The 21,388-nt window shown below is 72.8% G+C and carries 19 protein-coding genes; 7 read left to right on the top strand and 12 right to left on the bottom strand.

Features of this window, described 5'->3' with window-relative positions; translation table 11 throughout:
• Positions 1 to 62: 62 nt before the first annotated feature.
• A complete protein-coding gene (locus tag LCN96_RS19575; RefSeq protein WP_225274286.1) occupies positions 63 to 515 on the bottom strand; it encodes an ATP-binding protein in 453 nt (150 codons plus the stop codon).
• A 172-nt stretch (positions 516 to 687) separates the two neighbouring features.
• On the opposite strand from LCN96_RS19575, the gene LCN96_RS19570 reads away from it, so the two are divergent.
• Positions 688 to 1,155, top strand: coding sequence for an adenylyltransferase/cytidyltransferase family protein (locus LCN96_RS19570; RefSeq protein ID WP_225274285.1), 468 nt, complete (start codon positions 688 to 690; stop codon positions 1,153 to 1,155).
• A gap of 183 nt (positions 1,156 to 1,338) precedes the next feature.
• On the opposite strand, the gene LCN96_RS19565 is transcribed toward LCN96_RS19570, so the two are convergent.
• Entirely contained in the window at positions 1,339 to 2,196 is an 858-nt protein-coding gene (locus LCN96_RS19565) for an NAD(+)/NADH kinase (protein ID WP_225274284.1), read from the bottom strand.
• Positions 2,197 to 2,257: 61 nt separating this feature from the next.
• On the opposite strand from LCN96_RS19565, the gene LCN96_RS19560 reads away from it, so the two are divergent.
• The gene (locus tag LCN96_RS19560; protein WP_225274283.1) at positions 2,258 to 3,109 is read left to right on the top strand and encodes a DUF72 domain-containing protein; all 852 of its coding nucleotides are present in this window, start codon (positions 2,258 to 2,260) and stop codon (positions 3,107 to 3,109) included.
• Here LCN96_RS19560 and LCN96_RS19555 read toward each other — a convergent pair.
• The 3 genes from LCN96_RS19555 to LCN96_RS19545 form a co-directional block, all read right to left on the bottom strand.
• Positions 3,106 to 4,428, bottom strand: a complete 1,323-nt coding sequence (locus LCN96_RS19555) for an enolase C-terminal domain-like protein (protein ID WP_263657493.1) — start codon at positions 4,426 to 4,428, stop codon at positions 3,106 to 3,108. The genes LCN96_RS19560 and LCN96_RS19555 overlap by 4 nt on opposite strands.
• An 8-nt stretch (positions 4,429 to 4,436) precedes the next feature.
• Complete coding sequence (gene kdgD / locus LCN96_RS19550; protein ID WP_225274282.1) at positions 4,437 to 5,351, bottom strand: 5-dehydro-4-deoxyglucarate dehydratase; 915 nt, start codon at positions 5,349 to 5,351, stop codon at positions 4,437 to 4,439.
• 106 nt (positions 5,352 to 5,457) lie between these two features.
• Positions 5,458 to 6,402, bottom strand: a complete 945-nt coding sequence (locus LCN96_RS19545; protein WP_225274281.1) for a LysR family transcriptional regulator — start codon at positions 6,400 to 6,402, stop codon at positions 5,458 to 5,460.
• 169 nt (positions 6,403 to 6,571) lie between these two features.
• Between LCN96_RS19545 and LCN96_RS19540 the strand changes: the two genes are divergently transcribed.
• The 5 genes from LCN96_RS19540 (at position 6,572) to LCN96_RS19520 (ending at position 11,381) form a co-directional block, all read left to right on the top strand.
• Positions 6,572 to 7,579, top strand: a complete 1,008-nt coding sequence (locus LCN96_RS19540) for a tripartite tricarboxylate transporter substrate binding protein (protein ID WP_225274280.1) — start codon at positions 6,572 to 6,574, stop codon at positions 7,577 to 7,579.
• A 66-nt stretch (positions 7,580 to 7,645) separates the two neighbouring features.
• Positions 7,646 to 8,197 (top strand): tripartite tricarboxylate transporter TctB family protein, encoded by a 552-nt coding sequence (locus tag LCN96_RS19535; RefSeq protein ID WP_225274279.1) that lies wholly within the window; start codon positions 7,646 to 7,648, stop codon positions 8,195 to 8,197.
• A gap of 9 nt (positions 8,198 to 8,206) precedes the next feature.
• Positions 8,207 to 9,715, top strand: a complete 1,509-nt coding sequence (locus tag LCN96_RS19530) for a tripartite tricarboxylate transporter permease (protein ID WP_225274278.1) — start codon at positions 8,207 to 8,209, stop codon at positions 9,713 to 9,715.
• Positions 9,712 to 10,107: a universal stress protein gene (locus tag LCN96_RS19525; protein WP_225274277.1), complete on the top strand. Its 396-nt coding sequence runs from the start codon at positions 9,712 to 9,714 to the stop codon at positions 10,105 to 10,107. The genes LCN96_RS19530 and LCN96_RS19525 overlap by 4 nt, the downstream gene beginning before the upstream one ends.
• Positions 10,104 to 11,381, top strand: a complete 1,278-nt coding sequence (locus LCN96_RS19520; protein ID WP_225274276.1) for an enolase C-terminal domain-like protein — start codon at positions 10,104 to 10,106, stop codon at positions 11,379 to 11,381. The genes LCN96_RS19525 and LCN96_RS19520 overlap by 4 nt, the downstream gene beginning before the upstream one ends.
• A 6-nt stretch (positions 11,382 to 11,387) precedes the next feature.
• On the opposite strand, the gene LCN96_RS19515 is transcribed toward LCN96_RS19520, so the two are convergent.
• From LCN96_RS19515 to LCN96_RS19485, 7 genes are all read right to left on the bottom strand, one after another.
• A complete protein-coding gene (locus LCN96_RS19515; protein WP_225274275.1) occupies positions 11,388 to 12,104 on the bottom strand; it encodes a FadR/GntR family transcriptional regulator in 717 nt (238 codons plus the stop codon).
• A gap of 10 nt (positions 12,105 to 12,114) precedes the next feature.
• Positions 12,115 to 13,239, bottom strand: coding sequence for an L-talarate/galactarate dehydratase (locus LCN96_RS19510; RefSeq protein ID WP_397351918.1), 1,125 nt, complete (start codon positions 13,237 to 13,239; stop codon positions 12,115 to 12,117).
• A 3-nt stretch (positions 13,240 to 13,242) separates the two neighbouring features.
• On the bottom strand, positions 13,243 to 14,364 hold the full coding sequence (locus LCN96_RS19505; protein WP_225274273.1) for an L-talarate/galactarate dehydratase: 1,122 nt from the start codon (positions 14,362 to 14,364) through the stop codon (positions 13,243 to 13,245).
• 78 nt (positions 14,365 to 14,442) lie between these two features.
• Positions 14,443 to 15,642: a cytochrome P450 gene (locus LCN96_RS19500; RefSeq protein WP_225274272.1), complete on the bottom strand. Its 1,200-nt coding sequence runs from the start codon at positions 15,640 to 15,642 to the stop codon at positions 14,443 to 14,445.
• A 16-nt stretch (positions 15,643 to 15,658) separates the two neighbouring features.
• The gene (locus LCN96_RS19495; RefSeq protein ID WP_225274271.1) at positions 15,659 to 17,248 is read right to left on the bottom strand and encodes an FAD-dependent oxidoreductase; all 1,590 of its coding nucleotides are present in this window, start codon (positions 17,246 to 17,248) and stop codon (positions 15,659 to 15,661) included.
• Between the two features lie 27 nt (positions 17,249 to 17,275).
• Positions 17,276 to 18,193 (bottom strand): TIGR03620 family F420-dependent LLM class oxidoreductase, encoded by a 918-nt coding sequence (locus LCN96_RS19490; RefSeq protein ID WP_225274270.1) that lies wholly within the window; start codon positions 18,191 to 18,193, stop codon positions 17,276 to 17,278.
• Between the two features lie 104 nt (positions 18,194 to 18,297).
• On the bottom strand, positions 18,298 to 21,369 hold the full coding sequence (locus LCN96_RS19485) for an AfsR/SARP family transcriptional regulator (protein ID WP_225274269.1): 3,072 nt from the start codon (positions 21,367 to 21,369) through the stop codon (positions 18,298 to 18,300).
• Positions 21,370 to 21,388 lie beyond the last annotated feature (19 nt).

Genomic DNA, 21,388 nt, shown 5'->3' with positions numbered 1-21,388 from the left:
TGCTCCAGCGCGACCGCTTCCGGATCAAGACCACGTGCGCCCGAAGCGGCGCCGTCCCGAAGCTAGACGGCCACCCGCGCGGGCAGGCGCTCCTGCATCAGCTCGAACCAGACCGTCGTCGCCCCGGCCTCCCTGACGAACCCCCACCGGTGGCTGAGCGCCTCGATCAGCGGCAGGCCCCGTCCGCTGGTCGCCTGCGTGCTCGTACGGCACACGCACGGCGGCTCCTCCGACCCCCCGTCGGCCACGAACACCCGCACCACCGTCGCCGACCTCGCCACGGTCACCGTGAACGAGCCTCCGGCGCCGGACTTGGTGTGCAGGATCGCGTTCGTGGCCAGCTCGCTGGTGAGCAGCACCACGTCGTCGTAGAGCGGATGGTCGCGGCCGAGCGCCGCGGTGACCAGCTCTCTCGCCCTGGCCACCTGCGACGGCATCCCCGGCAGCCGGACCACGAGATCACCGCCGCCGGTCTGATCGTCCCCGTTCACGTGGTGCGAGTCCGGCGATGCCACGGTGACCTCCCCCAAAAACCGGTGACGTCATGAGACGCCTCAGAGGTGGCCCGGAGATTATCGCGAAAAGGTAGGAATGACCTTTCCCGAGGTCGCTTGCACGTCCCGCTCCACCGACCGAGTACGCTGCGATCGACGAGTCGTCTAGGCCCGTGGGGGAGCAGGAGGTCGCGTGAGCAGCCTGGAGGCCGTCTGGACGCAGCCGTACGAGCGGCCGGGGGCGGCGGTCGTGACCGGCGTCTTCGACATTCTGCACGTGGGCCATGTGCGCTACCTGGGCGCGGTGGCGGCGCGCGGGCTGCCGCTGGTCGTGGGCGTCGAGGACGATCCGCGCGTGCGCGCATGGAAGGGGCCGAGCCGCCCGTTCAACCCATCGGCGGAGCGCGCCGAGGTCCTGGCCGCGCTCCGCTTCGTCACCGGCGTGTTCATCGTGACGGGGCCGCCGGAGATGCACGGGCCCGAGGACTACATCGACCTCCTGGCCCCGATGCGCCCGGCCGCCCTCGCCCACACGGCGGGCGACCCGCACGCCGGCGCGCGCGCGACGGCGGCGGCGATCCTGGGAGCGGAGTGCTGGGAGATGTCCGCCATCCCGGACCGCTCGACCACCCGCATCGTCAACGCGGCCGGCAAGGGCTGACCCCACGGTCCGTGCGGACCGGCCGACGCGCGGCTCGGCATGCGCGCGGCGCGGCGCGAGATTCGGTGCGCGACGGGCACAGGCGCGCCACCAGGCGCCGCGTCGGCGAGACGCCGTACGGCGGCCGAGCCCGGCGCAACGCGCACGGCGCCCAGCCCGTCACCGAGCACCCCCGAAGCCGATTCAGTCGACCTCAGCACTCCCATCGACCCGCAGCTTCCGCCGCGCCCGCTCATAGAACGTCGTCCCCAGCCGCACCACCTTCGCCGCCCCAGGCCAAGCCGACACCGTGACCTTGTCCCCCGGACACAGATGCCCCACCACAGCCCCATCCACCTCCACAGCCAACCGCCCGCTGGCAGGCAACACCTGCAACGTCACCTCCTCATCAGCGGGCAGCACCAACGCCCGGTTGAAGGCGGAGTGCGCCGCCGCGGCCACCACCAGCACCGCCTCCACCCGCGGCGACACGATGGGCCCACCCGCCGAGAAGCTGTAGGCCGTGGACCCCGTGGAGGTGGCCACGATGACGGCATCGGCGGAGTAGCGCACGAACGGGCTCCCCGACGGCGTGACGGAGACGGCGGCGAGCCCGTCGCCCGGGATCCGCACGAGGGCGATGTCGTTGAAGGCCGTCACCTCCGCCCCCGCCACCGAGCTGCGGATCGCCATCCTGGGCTCGATCGTGTAGGCGTGCTCGTCGATCGCCGACAGCGTCGCCGGCAGCTCGTCCACATCGATCTCGGCGAGGAAGCCGAGCCGGCCGAGGTTCACGCCCAGGATGGGGGTCGGCCGGCCGGCGAGCAGCCGCATGGTGCGCAGCATCGTGCCGTCGCCGCCGAGCCCGACCAGCAGGTCGGCCCGTTCGACCAGGGTGGTGGCGTCCACGGGGACGGCGGTGCAGTCGATGCGGCCCACCTCCTCGGGCAGGCCGAGCACGGTGGCGCCCTTGTCGGCGGCCCACCGCAGGATCGTCTCTATCGCCTTCTTGGAGTCGCGCTGTGGATGCAGTACCAGCCCGACCGTCCCGACCATGCCCATGTCGCCCAGACTACGACGGCCGGATCCGCGCCGACGCGCGGGTGGCGATAACGTCGTGCCCATGCGGCTGCACGTGGGATGCGCGATGTGGACACATGCGCGCTGGCAAGGACGCCACCTCCCCGACCACCTGACCCCCGGTGACCGCCTGCGCGCCTACGCCACCTGGTGCGACGCGGTGGAGGGCAACACCACGTTCTACGCCACCCCGTCCAGGGCCACGGTCGAGTCGTGGGCGGCGCAGACCCCGGAGGACTTCCGGTTCGTGATCAAGCTGCCCAAGCCGATCACGCACGAGCGCCGCCTGGTGGGCGCGGAGGCGGAGCTGGGGGCGTTCCTGGAGGCGATGGAGCCGCTGGGCCCGCGGGTGCACGCCTTCTGGGTCCAGTTGCCCGGCTCGTTCTCCCCCGCCGACGTCGGCACGCTGGCGGCGTTCCTGGGCAAGCTGCCCCGGGAGCACCGTTACGCCGTGGAGGTCCGGCACCGGGCCTTCTTCGCGGACGAGCGTGCCGAGCGGCTGCTGGAGCGGGTCCTGGCGGGCGTGGACGCGGAGTGGGTGCCGTTCGACACGACGGTGATGTTCGCGAGCCCGCCCACCAGCGACGCCGAGCGTGACGCGTGGACGAAGAAGCCGCGCGTGCCGCGCCGGACGCGGGCGCTGACCGCCCGCCCGATCGTGCGTTACCTGGGACGCGACGCCGAGGAGCGGACGGTCGAGGGCTGGCGGCCCTGGGTCGAGCAGGTCACGCGGTGGCTGCGCGAGGGCCGCGAGCCGACCGTGTTCGTGCACACCCCGGACAACGCCGACGCGCTGCGGCTGGCCCGCCGTTTCCACGACGAGGTGCGCGCCGGCGTCCCGGAGCTGGAGCCGCTGCCCGACCCGATGCCGAACGAGCCCCTGACCCTGTTCTAACGGACGAGGCAGGGCCGCTTCGGGTCGAACACCCAGCCTTCGATCAGGAACCGCATGGCGACGGAGTCGTCACGGGCGCCCAGGCCGTGGCGCAGGTACAGCTCGTGGGCCGCGGCCAGGGCGTCGCGGTCGAGCTCGACGCCGAGGCCCGGCGTCTGCGGCACCTCGATGGCGCCGCCGGTGATCTGGAACGGCTTGGTGGTGAGCGCCTGGCCGTCCTGCCAGATCCAGTGCGTGTCCAGCGCCGTGATCTCGCCCGGCGCGGCGGCGCCGACGTGCGTGAACATGGCCAGCGAGATGTCGAAGTGGTTGTTGGAGTGCGAGCCCCACGTCAGCCCGAAGTCGTGGCAGAGCTGGGCGACGCGGACCGAGCCCGCCATGGTCCAAAAGTGCGGGTCGGCGAGGGGGATGTCCACCGCGTCGGAGCGGATGGCGTGGGCCATCTCCCGCCAGTCGGTGGCGATCATGTTGGTGGCGGTCGGCAGGCCGGTGGCTCGCCGGAACTCGGCCATCGTCTCCCGCCCGGAGAAGCGCCCCTCGGCGCCGCACGGGTCCTCGGCGTAGGCGAGCACGCCGCCGAGGCCGCGGCACAGCCGTACGGCGTCGGACAGCAGCCAGCCGCCGTTGGGGTCGAGCGTGACGCGCGCCTCGGGGAACCGGGCGGCCAGTGCCTTGACCGCCTCGACCTCCTCCTCGCCGGGCAGCACGCCGCCCTTGAGCTTGAAGTCGGCGAAGCCGTAACGCTCCTGCGCGGCCTCGGCCAGCGCGACGACGGCCTCGGGAGTGAGGGCCTCGCGGCGGCGCAGCCGGGACCAGGCGTCGTCGCCGCCGTCGTCCACCAGGTACGGCAGGCCGGTCCTGCCGGGGTCGCCGACGTAGAACAGGTAACCCAGCATCGGCACCCGGTCGCGCTGCCGTCCCTCGCCGAGCAGGTCGGCCACGGGCACGCCGAGGTACTGGCCGTGCAGGTCGAGCAGGGCGGACTCCAGGCCGGTGACGGCGTGCACGGTGGTGCGCAGGTCGAAGGTCTGCAGGCCGCGCCCGCCGGCGTCCCTGGAGGCGAACCGCTCGGAGACCGCGCGCAGCAGCGAGCGGTAGCGGGCCACGGGCCGGCCGGTCAGCAGCTCGGCGGCCTCCTCGACGGTCCGCCTGATGGCCTCGCCGCCGGGCACCTCGCCGAGCCCGGTGCGGCCGTCGGAGTCGGTGACGATGACGACGTTGCGGGTGAAGAAGGGGCCGTGGGCGCCGCTGAGGTTGAGCAGCATGCTGTCGTACCCGGCGACGGGGACGACCTCGACCCCGTGGATCGTGGGAGACACGGCAGCCCCTAGCTGATCTTGTTGATGAGGGCGGTCAGCTCGGCGAGCTCGCCGTCCTTCAGGTTCGACAGCGGCGGGCGCACCGGGCCGGCCGGGCGGCCGACGGCGGCCAGGCCCGCCTTGATGATCGACACAGCGTATCCCTTGGTCCGGTCGCGGATGTCCAGGTACGGCAGCACGAACTCGCGGATGCGCCGGTAGACCGCCTCGCGGTCCTGGGCGCGCACGTCGGCGTAGAAGTCGAGCGCGTACTGCGGCACGAAGTTGAAGATCGCCGAGGAGTACGTGCTCATGCCGAGCTGCAGCAGCGGCAGCGCGAACGTCTCGGCGGTGGGCAGGCCGCCGATGTAGGCCAGGCGGTCGCCGACGGAGGCGTAGATGCGGGTGAGGTTCTCGATGTTGCCGACGCCGTCCTTGAACCCGACGAGCGTCTCGTTCCGCTCGACCAGGGCCGCCACGGAGCGGTCGGTCAGCACGGCGTTGGCGCGGCTGTAGACGATCACGCCGAGGCCGCTGGCGCGGCAGACCGCGGAGACGTGCTCGACCAGGCCCTCCTGGCCGGCCTCCGTGAGGTAGGGGGGCATGAGCAGGATGCCGTCGGCGCCGGCGGCCTCGGCCGCCTTGGCCTGGGCCACGGCGTTGGCGGTGCCGCCGGTGGCGGGGGCCACGACCGGGACCTTGCCGTTCACCTCGCTCACCGCGGCGCGCACCACCCGGTCGATCTCCTCGGCGGTCAGCGAGAAGCCCTCACCGGTGCCTCCGGCCGCGAACAGGCCGGCCACCGGGTACGAGCTGAGCCACGACAGGTGCTCACGGTAGGCAGGCTCGTCGAACTCCAGGTCCTGGGTGAAATGGGTGACGGGGAACGACAACAGACCGCTCTTGAGCTGGGTGGCGAGCTCCTGCGGGGAGTAATGGGGCATGGCGGACGCTCCTCGCTTCACATACGGCCGTGGGATCATCCCGCACCGCCGGTAAGAACTGATGCCGCCAGGCTAAGGAGGTGGGGCGATACTTGTCCAAGTGCGATTATGTATCCGGCGATACCTGTAGAGCATCATCGGCCTCCAGGTCGGGCAGCAGCTCCAGCACGCGGGCGAGCGCGGGGTTGGTCGACTCGCGGCTCCAGATGACGTGCAGCTCGACCGGCTCGCCGTTGCCGCCGTCGCCGTCGAGCGGGTCGCCGCCGCCGCGGACGAGGTCGCAGAAGGCGATGCCGTCCACCCCGAGCGAGCGCGCGCTGGCGGGCGCCAGCGCCACGCCCCTGCCGGCCGCGACGAGCAGCACGGCGGTGAGGATCTGGTGGACCTGCTGCTCGATCCTGGGGTGGGCGTTGGTCAGGAAGCGCACGGTCAGCTCGTGGAAGTAGCGCGACTGGACCGGGTTGTAGCTGATCACCGGCAGGCCGTCGAAGTCGTCGGGGGTCAGCGGCCGGCCCAGCTCCGACAGCGGGTGGCCGAGGGGCACGGCGGCGCACAGCGGCTCGCGGAAGACGACGCGCGAGTCGAGCGTGTCGATGTCGAAGGGCGGGCGGGCCAGGCCCAGGTCGAGCTCACCGCGCAGCAGGCCGTCCACCTGCCCGGCGGTCACCCGCTCGTGCAGGATGACGTCGATCTCCGGAAGCTGCTCCGACAGCCGCCGCAGCAGCGCTCCCAGCATGCTGATGGCCGAGACGGCGGTGAAGCCCAGCCGCACGGTGCCGGCCGCGCCGCTGGCGATCCGGCGGGCCCGGTCGCCCGCGGTGTCGACGAGGGAGAGCATGCGGCGGGCGTCGTCCAGGAAGGCGCGCCCGGCGTCGGTGAGCACCACCCGGCGGTTGTCACGCTCCAGCAGCGTCACCCCGATGACGCGCTCCAGTTTCTGGATGTGCCTGCTCAGCGGGGGCTGGGTCATGCGCAGCCGATCAGCCGCGCGGCCGAAGTGGAGCTCCTCGGCGACCGCTACGAAAGCCCGGATCTGATCGAGTGTTAGCATGATGCATGAAGAGTATCACTCGATACCGAATTGAGCCTGGACAGGCATCGAGGCTGGTCCATAGTCTCCGGAGACTACAGAGCGGAAACCTTGCCGTAACCTTACGCAACTCCCTCTCCGCTTCGAGAAGATCCACGGGCGGCTCCCCGCCCGCATGAAGGAGAAGTCAATGCCGACATCTCGGACAGCCCCCCGCCGCATCCTCCTGGGTGTCGTCGGCGCCGCCGCCGCGATCGCGCTGAGCGCCTGCGGTGGCGTCAAGACGACCTCCTCCGGTGGCGGGGAGGGCGAATATCCCACGGGCAACATCGAGTTCAGCGTGGGTGCCTCCGCGGGCGGCTCGACCGACCTGATCACGCGCGCGCTGGCCCAGGGCATCGGCAAGGAGCTCGGCGTCTCCACCCCGGTGCTGAACAAGCCCGGCGCGAACGGCGCGCTGAACGCCAAGGAGCTGCAGGCGGCCAAGCCCGACGGCTACAAGATCGCCGTGCAGAACGCCTCGCTCTTCACGATCACGCCGCTCACGGTGTCGGCCGCCGAGGCCACGAAGATCGACTCGTTCGACGTCATCACCGGCATCTCCCGTGACGACTACGTCATGGCGACCAGCACCCAGTCCGGCTACAAGTCGATCGACGACCTGAAGAAGGCCGGCAAGACGATCCGCTACGGCACCACCGGCGTCGGCACCGGCGCCCAGCTCGCCTCCGCCCTGACCTTCAAGTCGGCCGGCGTCGAGTCCACGGCCGTGCCCTTCGACGGCGGCGCCCCCAACCTGACCGCCCTGCTGGGCAACCAGGTGGACGTGTCCACCATGCAGATCGGCGAGGCCATCGAGAACATCAAGGGCGGCAAGCTCGTCCCGCTCGCCGTCTTCTCCCAGGAGCGCATCCCGTTCCTGCCCGACGTGAAGACGGCCAAGGAGCAGGGTTACGACGTCCTGGTGACGCAGTACCGCTTCCTGACCGCCCCCAAGGGCACGCCGGAGAACGTCAAGGCCAAGCTGCTCGACGCGGCCAAGAAGACGTTCGCCACGCAGGAGTACAAGAAGTTCAACGAGGACAACTCGCTCACCCCGATGGAGGTCTCCCCGCAGGAGGTCCTCACCTCGCTGCAGAACGACTCCGCCACGTTCAAGGCACAGCTCGACAAGTTCGGCATCAACCTGGCCGGTTGATGACGGGGGCGGCGGCCGGTGTCACCGGCCGCCGCCGTCGCCTGGCACTAAGGAGGGTGCATGTCCATGTCCGACCCCACGAAGCCGCCCGGCGCGCAGCCTGCCCAGGCCGTCGCCGCGATGGACCTCCAGGAGGAGGCCGACCGGCTCCAGGCCGAGCTGGAGGAGGCCCGCCCGCCGCACGCCGGCCCGATCTCGCAGGTCGCGGCCACCGTGGTGGCGCTCGCCGTCGGCGTCTTCGGTGCGGTCGGCTCGTACGCGCTCGGGCTCGGGCAGCTCACCCAGCCCGGCCCGGGCCTGTGGCCGTTCGCCATCAGCGTCGTCATCATCGTGCTGTCGGCCGTGCTCGTCGTCACGGGCCGCAACCTCCAGGACACCGAGCGGTTCTCCCGCTCCAGCCTGCTCACCGCGGTGGGCCTGGTGACGCTCGTCGGGCTCGCCGCGCTGCTGCCGGTGATCGGCTTCGAGATCCCCTCGCTGCTGCTGATGTTCATCTGGCTGCGCTGGCTGGGCAAGGAGTCGTGGCGCTCCTCCATCGTGATCAGTATCGGCGCCGTGGCCGTGTTCTACGTGCTCTTCGTGCTGCTGCTGCAGATCCCGCTCCCCCGCCTCATCTGAGAAAGTCATATGGACATCTCCCCGATCCTCGACGGTTTCGGCGTCGTCCTGGAGCCGACCAACCTGCTCTACTGCCTCATCGGCGTCATCATCGGCATGCTCATCGGCGTGCTGCCCGGCCTCGGGCCCGGCGCGACCATCGCCATCCTGCTGCCGATCACGTACGGCATCGGGCCCGTGTCGGCGATCATCATGCTGGCGGGCATCTTCTACGGCGCCCAGTACGGCGGCACGATCACCTCGGTCCTGCTCCGCCTGCCGGGTGAGGCGTCCTCGGTCGTCACCGTCTTCGACGGCTTCGCCCTGGCCAAGCAGGGCAAGGCGGGCACGGCGCTGGGCATCGCGGCCATCGGCTCCTTCATCGGCGGCACGGTCTCGATCATCGGCCTGACGCTCGTCGCCCCGGTCGTGGCCGGCTTCGCGCTCGACTTCGGCCCGCCCGAGTACGCCGCCCTGGGCATCCTCGGCGTGCTGCTGATCTCCTCGATCGGCAACGGCAACAAGCTCAAGGCCATCATCGCCGCCTGCATCGGCCTGCTGATCGCGACCGTGGGCCGCGACACCTTCACCGGCGCCGAGCGCTTCACCTTCGGCAGCCTGAACCTGGCCGAGGGCATCGACTTCATCCCGATCGCCATGGGCCTGTTCGGCCTCAGCGAGATCCTCTACAACCTGGAGGAGCGGCACAACAAGGTGCACTCGCCGGCCAAGGTCGGCAACGTGTGGCCTTCGCGCAAGGACCTCGGGCAGGCCAAGGGCGCCATCGGGCGCGGCTCGCTGATCGGGTTCGTGCTGGGCGTGCTGCCCGGCGGTGGCGCGGTGCTGTCGTCGCTGGCCGCGTACGCGCTGGAGAAGCGGCGCGCCAAGCAGCCCGAGCGCTTCGGCCGGGGCGCCGTGGAGGGCGTGGCCGCGCCGGAGACGGCCAACAACGCCGCCGCCACCTCCTCGTTCATCCCGCTGCTGACGCTGGGCATCCCGGCGAACGCGACGATGGCGCTGATGTTCGGCGCGCTGCTCATCCAGGGCATCCAGCCGGGGCCGCAGCTCGTCACCGAGCACCCCGACGTGTTCTGGGGTGTCGTCAACTCGATGTACATCGGCAACATCCTGCTGCTGATCATGAGCATCCCGATGGTGGGCGTGTTCGTGCGCATCCTGCGGGTGCGGCCGGCCATCATGGCCCCGATCACGGTGCTGATCACGCTGCTGGGCGCCTACACGGTGCGCAACCAGGTCTACGACATCTTCCTGGTGATCGTGTTCGGCGTGCTGGGGTATCTGATGAAGAAGTTCGGCTTCGAGCCGGGGCCGCTGGTGCTGGCGTTCGTGCTGGGCTCGATGATCGAGAGCTCGGCGCGGCAGGGGCTGCTCATCTTCGGCGGCGACCCGACCGGGTTCTTCACCCGGCCGATCTCCGGCACGGTGTTCGCCCTGGTCGTGATCGTGGCGGCCTGGCCACTGATCCGGAAGGCCATCCGCCGCAAGCCCACCGATCGTGTTGAGGAGAAGATCTCATGACCATCCTCGTCGGGTACCTGCCCACGCCCGAGGGCGAGGCCGCCGTCGACGCGGGCCTGCGCGAGGGCGCGCTGCGCGGGGAACGCGTGATCATCGTGAACTCGCCCCGCCGGGGCGCGCCCATCGACGAGCACAAGATCGACGACGCCGCCGGCGCCGAGCTGCTGCGCCGGGCCAGGGAGGCGGGCGTGGACGCGGAGCTGCGCCAGCCGCTGCACGACGACGACCTGCCCGAGACGTTCGAGGCGCTGGTGAAGGAGACCGGCGCGTCGCTCGTGGTGATCGGGCTGCGGCACCGGTCGCTGGTCGGCAAGTTCATCATGGGCAGCGAGGCGCAGCGCATCCTCATGGAGTCGACCGTCCCCGTGCTCACCGTGAAGGCGGCCCAGTGAGCGAGCGGGTGAGTGCCGGTCGGGTCAGCAGGGTCACCGTCACCCCGGTCGCCTTCCGCGACCCGCCCCTGCTCAACGTCGTGGGCGTGCACCAGCCGTACGTGCTGCGCACCATCGTCCAGGTGCACACCGACGAGGGCCTGGTCGGCCTCGGCGAGACCTACGCCGACCAGGCGCACGTCGAGCGGCTGAAGGCGGTCGCCGCCGCCCTGCCCGGCGCCGGCGTCTTCGACCTGCACGCCCTGCGCCGGATCGTCGGCGAGACGCTCGGCGCCGCCACCGGCGGCGCGGGCGCCAGCTTCGGCGGCATGCTGGAGGTCTCCAGCGCCGTGGACACCGTGGTGTCGCCCTTCGAGGTGGCGCTGCTGGACCTGCAGGGCAGGGCGACGGGCCGGCCGGTGTACGACCTGCTCGGCGGTGCCGTCCGCGACCGCGTGCCGTACTCCGCGTACCTGTTCTACAAGTGGGCCGGCCACCCGGGCCACGACGAGGACACCTGGGGCGAGGGCCGCACGCCCGAGCAGCTGGTGGAGCAGGCGCGGCGGATGATCGCGGAGTACGGCTTCACCGCCGTCAAGCTCAAGGGCGGCGTGTACGAGCCCCGCCACGAGCTGGAGACCGTCGAGGCCCTGGCCGCGGCCTTCCCCGAGCACGCCCTGCGCATCGACCCGAACGGCGCCTGGACCGTCGAGACCTCGATCAAGGTGGCCGACCGGCTCTCCGGCGTGCTGGAGTACCTGGAGGACCCGACGCCGGGCATCGCCGGCATGGCCGAGGTCGCCAAGCACACGGACCTGCCGCTGGCCACGAACATGTGCGTGATCGCCTTCGAGCACCTCAAGCCGGCCGTCGCCGCCGACGCCGTGCAGGTCGTGCTCTCCGACCACCACCTGTGGGGCGGGCTGCGCCGCTCGGCGCTGCTGGGCGGCATCTGCGAGACGTTCGGCATGGGGCTGTCCATGCACTCCAACTCGCACCTCGGGGTCAGCCTGGCCGCCATGACGCACCTGGCCGCCGCCACGCCGAACCTCACCTACGCCTGCGACACCCACTACCCGTGGAAGACGGAGGAGGTCGTCAAGCCGGGCGTGCTGGAGTTCGCCGACGGCGCGATCGCCGTGCCGGCCGGGCCCGGCCTGGGCGTGGAGCTGGACGAGGAGGCGCTGGCCGCGCTGCACGAGCAGTACGTCCGCTGCGGGCAGCGGGGGCGCGAGGACACGGCGTACATGCGCTCGATCGTCCCGGGCTTCACCCCGAACACCGCCCGCTGGTAGCGGCCGCTACGGCGCCTGCAGCCTGGCCCGCGAGTTGGACAGGTGCAGGCGCATGGCGGCCCGCGCCGCCGCGGTGTCCTGGCCGGCGATGGCGCGGTAGATGTTCTCGTGCTCCAGCGTCACCCGCGTGAAGTGGGTGGCGTCGGAGACCGTGTAGACGTGCTCCAGCCGGGTGCGCGGCAACATGATCATCATGGGGCCGAGCGAGGTGAGCAGGTCGGCGTAGAACCGGTTGTTCGCGGCCAGCGCGATCTTCAGGTGGAACTCGAAGTCGGCCTCGACCGCGTTGCTCGGCTGCTCCCCGATCCTGCCGAGATCGACCAGCGCCCGTTCGATCGCCTTGAGCTGCAGGTCGGTCCGCCGCTCCGCCGCCAGCCCGGCCGCCTCCGACTCGACCCCGATCCGGAAGTCGATCATGTCGAGGACGTCGCGGTGGGTGCGCACCTGCGACGCCTCCACGGAGAACGCCGTGGAGGCGGGCAGCGCCAGCACGAACGAGCCGCGCCCCTGGAAGGTCTCGACCAGCCCGGCGGCCTGCAGCCGCGAGACGGCCTCGCGCACCACCGTGCGGCTGACCCCGAACTCCTGGATCAGCGACGACTCGGTGGGCAGCTTCTGGCCGGGCTGGATCTCCCCCGCCAGGATGCGGGCCTTGAGCCGCTCGACGAGCTCGTGCGCGAGCCCGCGGCCGGTGTCGCGGTCGAGTCTCTGGTCGGGCGGCACGGCGGACAATCTACCGGCCGTTCGCGTGGAACTCGACCTGGTCCAGCCGCCAGTCGCGGGCCCGCCCCGCGAGGGTGAGGCCGAGCCCCGGCCGGTCGGGCACGGCCATCCGCCCGTCCTGGATCTCCAGCCGCTCCTCGAACAGCGGCGAGAGCCACTCGATGTGCTCCACCCAGGACTCACGCGGGCAGGCCGCGGCCAGGTGCACGTGGATCTCCATCACGAAGTGCGGCGCGACCTGAAGGTGCGCGTGGTCGGCGAGTGCCGCGACCTTCAGGTAGGGCGTGATGCCGCCGACGCGCGGCACGTCCGGCTGCAGGAAGTCCACGGCGCGCAGGTCGATGAGGCGGACCAGGTCGGCGACGCTGGAGAGCATCTCGCCGGTGGCGATCGGGGTGTCGAGCGCGGCGGCGAGCTGCGCGTGCCCCTCGGCGTCGTAGGCGTCGAGCGGCTCCTCGATCCACACCAGCCCCAGATCCTCCACCGCCCGCCCGAACCGCAGCGCGCTCGCCCGGTCCCACTGCTGGTTGGCGTCCACCATCAAGGGCACGTCGTCGCCGAGGTGCTCGCGCACGGCCGTCAGCCGCCGCAGGTCCTGCGCCATGTCCGGCTGGCCGACCTTGATCTTGATACCGCCGATGCCGCTCCGCAGTGACTGCGCGGCCTTCTCCTCGACCTCCTCGATCGGCGCCTGGAGGTAGCCGCCGGAGGTGTTGTAGACCCGCACCGAGTCGCGGTAGGCGCCGAGCAGCTTGGCCAGCGGCAGCCCCGCCCGCTTGGCCTTCAGGTCCCACAACGCCACGTCCACGGCGGCCAGCGCCTGTGTGGCCACCCCCGAACGGCCCACCGACGCGCCCGCCCACAGCAGCCGGTCGTAGATCCGGCCGATGTCGGACGGGTCCTCGCCCAGCAGCAGCTCGCCGACCTCCCGGGCGTGCGCGAACTGCGCCGGCGTGCCCGCCCGGGTGGTGTAGGAGAAGCCCAGCCCCGCCAGGCCGTCCTCGGTGCGGATCTCGCAGGTCAGGACGTCGATCTGGGACAGGGGACGCTGCCGCCCGGTGGCCACCTTGGCGTCGCTGACCGGCCGGGCCAGCGGTACGGCGTGGCGGCCGAACCGTACCGACTCCACGCGCACGGCTCAGGCCCGCCCGAACTCGACGGAGTCCACGGTCCACTTGCGGCACTGCTCGCTGAGCGTGAACCCGAGCCCGGGCCGGTCCGGCACGATCATGCGCCCGTCCCGCGTCTCCAGCCGCTCCTCGAACAGCGGGTTGAGCCACTCGAAGTGCTCCACCCACGGCTCGCGCGGGTACGCGGCGGCCAGGTGCAGGTGGATCTCCATCGCGAAGTGCGGCGCGAGCTGCAGGCCCGCGTGGTCGGCGAGCGTGGCCAGGCGCAGGAACGGGGTGATGCCGCCGACGCGCGGGGCGTCGGGCTGGATGATGTCGGCGGCGCGGGCCTCGATGAGGCGCACGTGCTCGGCGACGCTGGAGAGCATCTCGCCGGTGGCGATCGGGGTGTCGAGCGCGGCGGCGAGCTGCGCGTGCCCCTCGGCGTCGTAGGCGTCGAGCGGCTCCTCGATCCACACCAGCCCCAGATCCTCGACCTGCCGCCCGAACCGCAGCGCGCTCGCCCGGTCCCACTGCTGGTTGGCGTCCACCATCAGCGGCACGTCGTCACCGAGGTGCTCGCGCACGGCCGCCAGGCGCCGCAGGTCCTCCTTCATGTCCGGCTGGCCGACCTTGATCTTGATGCCACCGATGCCGTCGGCCAGCGACTGCGTCGCCCGCGCCTTGACCTCCTCGATCGGCGCGTGCAGGAAGCCGCCCGAGGTGTTGTACGTCCTGACGGAGTCGCGGTAGGCGCCGAGCAGCTTGGCCAGCGGCAGCCCCGCCCGCTTGGCCTTCAGGTCCCACAACGCCACGTCCACGGCGGCCAGCGCCTGCGTGGCCACCCCCGAGCGGCCCACCGACGCGCCCGCCCACAGCAGCGACTCGTACACCTTGCCGATGTCGGACGGGTCCTGCCCGAGCAGGTTCGCGCCGACCTCCTTGGCGTGGGCGTACTGGGCGGGGCCGCCGGCCCGCTTGGAGTAGCTGAATCCGGTGCCGCTGTGGCCGTCCTCGGTCGAGATCTCGGCGAAGAGGAAGGCGATCTCCGTCATCGGCCTCTGCCGCCCGGTCAGCACCTTGGCGTCACTGATGGGCACGTCGAGCGGGAGCGTGACGGAGGAGAGGGCGACGTGGCGGATGCGGTCCATGGAGATCCCCGGAGGTCGGCGGCAGATTCGTACGTCATCGTATGACTCAATAAGTCGTATGACAACACGTCCCCGCGGTCACGCGACTCCGTCGTAGTCCACCACCAGGTGCCGTGGCCCGCGCAGGACGGCGCTCGGCCGGTACGGCGGCGGGTCCGCGACCAGCCGGGGGTTGTCCAGCCTGCGGATCAGCTCGTTCAGCACGATCTGCGCCTCCGTCCTGGCCAGCGGCGCGCCGAAGCAGTAGTGCACGCCGCCGCCGAAGCCGAGGTGCTCGTTGCGCGGCCGGTCGAGGCGGAACTCGTCGGGGCGGGCCACGTGGCCGGGATCGCGGCTGCCCGCCGCCATGGCCAGCACGACGGGCGCGCCCGCCGGGATCGTGGTGCCCGCGATCGTGATGTCGTCCAGCGCCACCCGCGAGGACACGAACTGCACGGGCGGCTCGTAGCGCAGCAGTTCCTCGACGGCGGGGATGATCAGGGTCGGCTCCTCACGGAGCCGGTGCAGCAGGTCGGGGCGGCGCAGGAAGGTGAGCATGCCGTTGGCGATCAGGTTGATCGTGGTCTCGTGGCCGGCGATCAGCAGCAGCACCGCCGTGGACACCACCTCGTCGGGCGTCATGCCGCCCTCGGGGCCGCGGTAGGTCATCAGGCCCGACAGCATGTCCGCGCGCGGCTCCCGCCCGCGGGCCTCCGCGAGCCCGGCCAGGTAACGCGACAGCTCCATGGCCGCCGCCCTGCGGGCCCGCTCGCGTTCCTCGCGGTCCTCCTCGCCCGGCCCGAGCGTCTCGACCACCTCGTCGGCCAGCGCGTGGAAGCGCGGCTCGTCCTCCTCCGGTACGCCGAGCAGCGCGCAGATCACCGCCACCGGCAGCGGGTAGGCCACCTCGTCCACGAGGTCGGCCCTGTTCTTGCCGGCCAGGCCGTCGATCAGGGCGGTGGTGAGCTCCAGCATCTTCGGGCGCAGCCGTTCGACCGTCTCCGGCGAGTGCGGCGGGCCGAAGTGCCGCATGGCCAGGCCGCGCAGCCGGTCGTGCTCCGGCGGGTCCAGGCCGATGAAGGACGGGTGCAGGTCGGGGTCGTGGACGGCGGCGCTACTGAGGTTGCGGCGGTCGGAGCTGATGCGCGGGTCGTGCAGCAGGGCGACGATCTCGCGGTAGGTGGTGACGAGGTAGCTGCCGTCGTCCTGCGCCACCACGGGGCTCTCGCGCAGCGCGCCGAAGTACCGGTACGGGTCGGCGCGGGCGGCCGGGTCGAGGATCTGCTTCAGGACGTCCATGTTCTCTCTCCTGCTGTCAGCGCGGGTGCACCAGCGTGGCGCGGCGCTCCGCGGGATCGTGGCCGGTCACCACGACCGTGGCGCCCGCGCTGGCCACCAGCCGCTCGGGGACCCGCGCGGGCACCGGCCCCCCGTCCGCTCCGGCGGCGACGTGCCGGAAGTCCGGCGGGAACGGCGCCGCCTGCTCGATCTGGCGCTGGTAGAACTCCAGCCACATGGCCTGGTCGAAGGTGACCGCCGCGGTGATCCGGCCCTGGTAGCCGTAGACGGCGACGAACCGCCGCTCCTCCGGCGAGCCCTGGGCGAAGACGACCTGGTCGGCGAACGTGGGCACGCCCACCGACTTGATGTTCACGCCGAACTGGCTGGACCAGAAGACCGGCACCGACAGGTGCGGCCAGCGGTGCGCCTGGTCGCTGACCATGTTGTGCGCGGCGATCTCGGCCTGGGCGACCGCGTTACCCCAGTGTTCGAGGCTCATGAACTGGTACTCGTACAGCGGGTGCGGGAACCGGGCGATGTCGCCGGCCACGAACACGTCGTCGGTGACCAGGCCGTTGAGGTCCACGGCGCGGCAGCCCGCGTCGCAGGTCACGCCCCACGCCCCGGCGGCCAGGCCGGAGTCGCGCAGCCACTCGACGTTGCGGATCGAGCCGAGCGCCACCACGGCCACGTCCGCCTCGACCGTGCTGCCGTCCGACAGCCTGGCCCCGCTCAGCCGCCCGTTCCCGTCGGACTCCAGCGCCGTGACGGTCGTGCCGGTGCGCAGGTCCACGCCGTGCTCGCGGTGGAGCCGCGCGGCCACGTCGCCGATCACGCCCCCCATCGCGTTGTAGAGCGGGGCGGGCCCGCGCTCGACGACCGTCACCGGCAGGTCCAGCTCCCGGCAGACGGAGGCGATCTCGCTGCCGGTGAACCCGGCGCCGAGGATCAGCACCCGGCGCGGGCCGGCCGCCAGCGCCTGCCGCAGCTCGGCGGCGTCGCGCGCGTCGCGCAGCGTGTGGACGCCGGCGAGCGCCGCCTCGGCCCGGTCCGGCCAGGGGCGGGCGCGGGTGCCGGTAGCCAGCAGCACCCGGTCGAACTCCACCTGCCTGCCGTCCGCCAGGTGCACGCGCTTGCCCGCGACGTCCAGGCCGGTGGCCGGCGTGCCGAACAGCAGCTCCGCCTCCACTTCGCGCAGGCGGGGCAGCAGGGTGTGCTCGGGCGGGACCTGGCCGGTGAGCACCTGTTTGGACAGGGGCGGCCGGTCGTACGGCTCGCGCGTCTCGTCGCCGATCATGGTCAGCGAGCCGGTGAACCCGTCCCGCCTGAGCACCTCGGCCGCCCGCGCGCCCGCCAGCGAGGCTCCGACGATCACGATCCGCCCGTCGGTGAGCTGCGGGCGCACCTCCTGGTCGCTGGGCAGATCCAGCGGCAGCGCCGTCCTGTCCAGGTGGATGGCCTGGACCGGGCAGGCCGCCGCCGCCCTGAGCACGTGCTCGCGGTGCTCGTCGGCGGGCTGCAGGTCGTACAGGAGCGCCTCGTCGTGCATGGTGAAGACGTCCGGCGCGAGGAACACGCACTGCCCGTACCCCTGGCAGCGCGTCAGATCGACGATGACTCGCACGAGCCCACTCCCCCGTTCCCGTCGGTGTCAGCTCGCGACGACGTCCGAGCGCGCCAGCACGCGCAGGTGCTCCAGCAGCTGCTGCGGGCTGTCGGCGAGCGGCTGGATGCAGACGTGGTCGGCCCCGGCCTCGTGATGGGCCCGCACCCGTTCGATGATCCGGTCCGGGTCGCCCCACGCCACGATGGCGTCCACCAGTGCGTCGCTGCCGCCGTCGGTCAGGTCGTCCTGCCTCCAGCCGAGGTCGAGCAGGTTGTTGGTGTAGTTCGGCAGCGCCAGGTACCGGGCCGTGAAACCGCGCGCGATCTGCCGCGCCCGGTCCGGGTCGCTTTCGAGTATCACCGTCTGCTCGGGCGCCAGCACGGGCTCGGGCCCGAGCGCCGCGCGGGCGCGGGCGGTGTGCTCCGGGGTGACGAAGTAGGGATGCGCCCCGTACGCCCGCCGCGCCGCCAGCTCCAGCATCCTGCCCCGCAGCGCCGCCAGCAGCCGGGGCGCCGGCTCGGGAAGCGGGCCGGCGTACTCGGTGGCGTCCATGGCGTCGAGGTACTCGCGCATCGCCGTGACCGGCTTGCTGTAGTCGTGCCCCCGGCCGGCGACCGCCGGCGCGTGGCTCACCCCGAGGCCCAGCACGAACCTGCTCTCGTACGCCTCCGCGAGCGTGTTCGCCCCGTTCGCGGCGGCGGTGGCGTCGCGGCCCCAGATGCTGGCGATGCCGGTGGCGACGGTCAGGCTGCTCGTCGCGCCCAGCAGGATGGCGGCGTGGGCCAGCGCCTCCTTGCCGGTGGGGGTCTCGCCGATCCACAACGTGCCGAAGCCGAGGCTCTCGATCTCGGCGGCCGCCTCGCGCTCGACCGAGGCGGGCTCGCCGCTCAGCGTGCTGTTCCAGACCCCGACCGGGCCCAGGCGCCGCTTCAGCGCCTGTACGTCCTTCGTCTCCGGCATCATGCCTCACCACCTCACATCACAGACACCCCTGCCCCCGCGATCATCGGGACACGCCGATGGCCGATTCATGTTCGCCTGGTCATCCGGTCATGCGCCGGGCAGGCTCAGGCGGGCCGGGGCTGGCAGAGGCGTCTCAGCGAGCCCTCTGCGGTGACGCGCCCGAGGTGGCCGAGGATGCTCTCGACGTCCACCCCGGCCTCCTCGGCCTGCCGGGTGCCCAGCGGCGCCAGGATGCTCAGCGCCTGCGTCCAGTGGTGGCGGGCCTGCTCGCGCCGCCCGAGCGCGGCCAGCGCGTGCGCGAGGCCGTCGTGCGCGCGGGCCTGGTCGCCCGGCCGGCCGAGGTCCGCGGCGAGCCTGAGCGCCTGACGGTGGCTTTCGAACGCCCGGCCCGCCTGGCCGCGCTCGTGCCAGAGCCGCCCCATGCCCTGCACCGCCTCGAACTGCCAGGTGCGGTTGCCGGCCCGGCGGGCCAGGCCGAGCGCCCGCTCGTAGTGGTCGTGGGCCTGCCGGTGCCGCCCCTGCGCCCGGTGCAGGTCGCCCAGCGCGGTGAGGCCGTCGAGCTCGGCCGGCAGGTGCCCGGTGCGGCGGGCCGACTCCAGCGCCCGGGTGAAGCAGCCGGTGGCCGGGCCGTACTCGCCGCATGCGAGGTGCACGTGGCCGAGGCCGAGCAGCCCGTGCACCTCGCCGGTGCGGTGGCCGTTGGCCCTGGCGATGCCGAGGGCCTCCGTGAGCGTGTCGAAGGCCTCGTCGTACCGCCCTGACCTGCGCAGCACGTCGCCGCGGCCGATCAGCGCGTCCAGCTCGCCGGTGCGGTGACCGATCCGCCTGGCGACGCACAACGCCAGCGAGAAGTCGGCGGAGGAGCGGGGGTGCGGCCCGTGGACGGCGTGCACCTGAGCGAGGACGGTGAGCCCGCGCAGCTCCCCGGTGCGGTGCCCGAGCTCGCGGGCGATGGACAGCGCCTGGCAGAGGTCCCGCACGGCCGGCTCGGTCCTGTTCTGCCGGTGGTGCAGCTCGCCCAGCGCCAGGAGCGCCTCCATCTCTCCGGTACGGCCGGCGGCGGCGCGGGCGGCGGCCAGCGCCCGGGTCTGCAGGGTCTCCGCCTCGGCGTAGCGGCCCCTGGTGACCAGGCAGCGGTGCAGGGTGGCCGCCAGGTGCCGCACGTGCTCGGGGAAGCCGTGCTCGGCGGCGTGCCGGGCGAGGGCGAGCAGGGTGGCCGCCTCGTCCTCCAGCCAGGCGGCGGCCGTGGCGGGATCAGGCGCGGGCACGGCGGCGGGCGGGGCTGCAGGAGGGGCGGGCGGGTGCGGGCGCGTGTCGGCCTCGTACGGGTAGAGGCGGTCCATCGCGGCCGAGGCGGCCCGGCTGTAGTGGTCGAGCAGCCGGGTCAGCGCGGCCCGCCGGCCGTCCTCGGACTCCTCCCGCGCGGCCAGCTCGGCGGCGTGCGCGCGGACCAGCTCGTGGAAGCGGTACCGGCCGGGCTCGGGCTCCTGCAGCAGGTGCAGCTCCAGCAGCCGCTCCAGCCGCGCCGAGACCCCGGCCACGGTCGTGGACAGCAGCGCGGCGGCGGCCTCCGGCACGATGTCGGCCCCCGGGTGCAGGCTCAGCAGGCGGTAGGCGCGCCGCCCGTCGGGGGCCAGGCCGCGGCACGACAGTTCGAGCGCGCCTGCGACGCTGCGCCGCCCGGCCCGCAGCTCGCCCAGCCGGCGGCCGGGCTCGCGCAGCCGTTCGAGCAGGTGGCCGGCGCTCCACGCCGGATGGGCCTGGAGCCGGGCCGCGGCCAGGTGGATGGCCAGCGGGAGCAGGCCGCAGCGGCGTACCACCTCGGCGGGCGCCTCCTGGGGCGCGCTCGCGAGGCGCTCACGTCCGGCGGCGCGCGTGAACAGCAGGATCGCGTCCGCCTCCGGGAGCACGTCCACCGGCACCGTGCGGGCGCCGTCGAGGTCGAGCAGCCGGCGGCGGCTGGTGACCAGCACCCGGCAGGCTCCCGTGCCGGGCAGCAGCGGCCGTACCTGCTCCTCGCCGACGGCGTCGTCCAGGACGACGAGCATCTTCCTGCCGGCCAGCACGCTGCGGTACAGGGCGGCCCGGTCGGCGAGCTGCGGCGGGATCGCCTCCCCCGGCACGCCGAGCAGGCCGAGCACGCGGGCGAGCGTGTCGGCGGGGTCGGCCGGCGCCCTGCCCCGCGTGTGGCCGTGCAGGTCGACGAAGAGCTGCCCGTCGGGGAAGTGCGGGGCCAGGCGGTGGGCGGCGTGCACGGCCAGCGCCGTCTTGCCGGCCCCCGCCATGCCCGTGATGGCGGTGACCATCGCCGCGGACGCGTCGCTCATCCGGTCCAGCGCGGCCAGCTCCCGCGCCCGCCCGGTGAACGCCGTAACGTCGGCGGGCAGCTGCCGGGGGGTGGGCCGGGACGCGGGCTGGGGCGCGGGCCGCGCCGCGCGGAGCACGAGCCGCTCCTGCGTGAGCACGGCGTGGTGGAGCCGGCGCAGCTCCGCGTTGGGGTCGATGCCGAGCTCGTCGCGCAGCAGGCCGGCGATGGCGCGGTAGGCGTCGAGCGCCTCGGCCTGCCGGCCGCCCCGGTACAGGGCGGTCATGAGCTGGGCCCAGAACCGCTCGCGCAGGGGATGCTCGGCGGTCAGCGCCCGCAGCTCGGCGGTGAGCGCGGCGTGCTCACCGGCCCGCAGGTCGGCGTCGATGCGGCGTTCGAGCACCTGGAGGCGCTGCTCGGCCAGGGGCGGCACGTCGATCCTGTGCAGGGTGTCGGACTCGACGTCGGCGCACACGGGCCCGTGCCACAGGCGCAGCGCCTCGTGCAGCAGCCGCCCCTCCTCCTCCGCGGTGGCGCGGCCGGCCTGCTCGACCAGGTGCCGGAACCGGAGCAGGTCGAGCTGGTCGGCGCGCAGCCGGGCGAGGTAGCCGCCCGGCTCGGTCAGGATCAGCTTGCCGAGGCCCAGCGACTGCCGCAGGCGCGCGACGTTGGTCTGCAGGACCCGGCGCGGGTTGCGCGGCACGCGCTGGTCCCACAGCCGTTCGGCGAAGTGGTCGACGGTGACGACCTGGTTGGGCCGCAGCAGCAGCGTCGCGAGAACGGCGCGGATCTTGCCGCCGGGAACGGGCACCCGCCGCCCGTCGCGGACCACGGTCAGCGGGCCGAGCACCGAGAACCGTACTGCGATCACAACGCCTCACTTCCTCCGT

Source organism: Nonomuraea gerenzanensis (assembly GCF_020215645.1).
In the GTDB taxonomy this organism is placed as follows: Bacteria; Actinomycetota; Actinomycetes; order Streptosporangiales; family Streptosporangiaceae; genus Nonomuraea; species Nonomuraea gerenzanensis.
The sequence above is the reverse complement of the archived record's forward strand: the minus strand, read 5'-3'. Positions and strand labels throughout refer to the sequence as shown.

What these genes read in the sequence shown, in the direction of transcription:
- LCN96_RS19565 (WP_225274284.1), bottom strand. Translation starts at nt 2,196, where the DNA reads ATGGGCATGGTCGGGACGGTCGGGCTGGTACTGCATCCACAGCGCGAC.
- LCN96_RS19560 (WP_225274283.1), top strand. Translation starts at nt 2,258, where the DNA reads ATGCGGCTGCACGTGGGATGCGCGATGTGGACACATGCGCGCTGGCAA.
- kdgD (WP_225274282.1), bottom strand. Translation starts at nt 5,351, where the DNA reads ATGCCCCATTACTCCCCGCAGGAGCTCGCCACCCAGCTCAAGAGCGGT.
- LCN96_RS19545 (WP_225274281.1), bottom strand. Translation starts at nt 6,402, where the DNA reads ATGCTAACACTCGATCAGATCCGGGCTTTCGTAGCGGTCGCCGAGGAG.
- LCN96_RS19540 (WP_225274280.1), top strand. Translation starts at nt 6,572, where the DNA reads ATGCCGACATCTCGGACAGCCCCCCGCCGCATCCTCCTGGGTGTCGTC.
- LCN96_RS19535 (WP_225274279.1), top strand. Translation starts at nt 7,646, where the DNA reads ATGTCCGACCCCACGAAGCCGCCCGGCGCGCAGCCTGCCCAGGCCGTC.
- LCN96_RS19530 (WP_225274278.1), top strand. Translation starts at nt 8,207, where the DNA reads ATGGACATCTCCCCGATCCTCGACGGTTTCGGCGTCGTCCTGGAGCCG.
- LCN96_RS19525 (WP_225274277.1), top strand. Translation starts at nt 9,712, where the DNA reads ATGACCATCCTCGTCGGGTACCTGCCCACGCCCGAGGGCGAGGCCGCC.
- LCN96_RS19505 (WP_225274273.1), bottom strand. Translation starts at nt 14,364, where the DNA reads ATGGACCGCATCCGCCACGTCGCCCTCTCCTCCGTCACGCTCCCGCTC.
- LCN96_RS19500 (WP_225274272.1), bottom strand. Translation starts at nt 15,642, where the DNA reads ATGGACGTCCTGAAGCAGATCCTCGACCCGGCCGCCCGCGCCGACCCG.
- LCN96_RS19490 (WP_225274270.1), bottom strand. Translation starts at nt 18,193, where the DNA reads ATGATGCCGGAGACGAAGGACGTACAGGCGCTGAAGCGGCGCCTGGGC.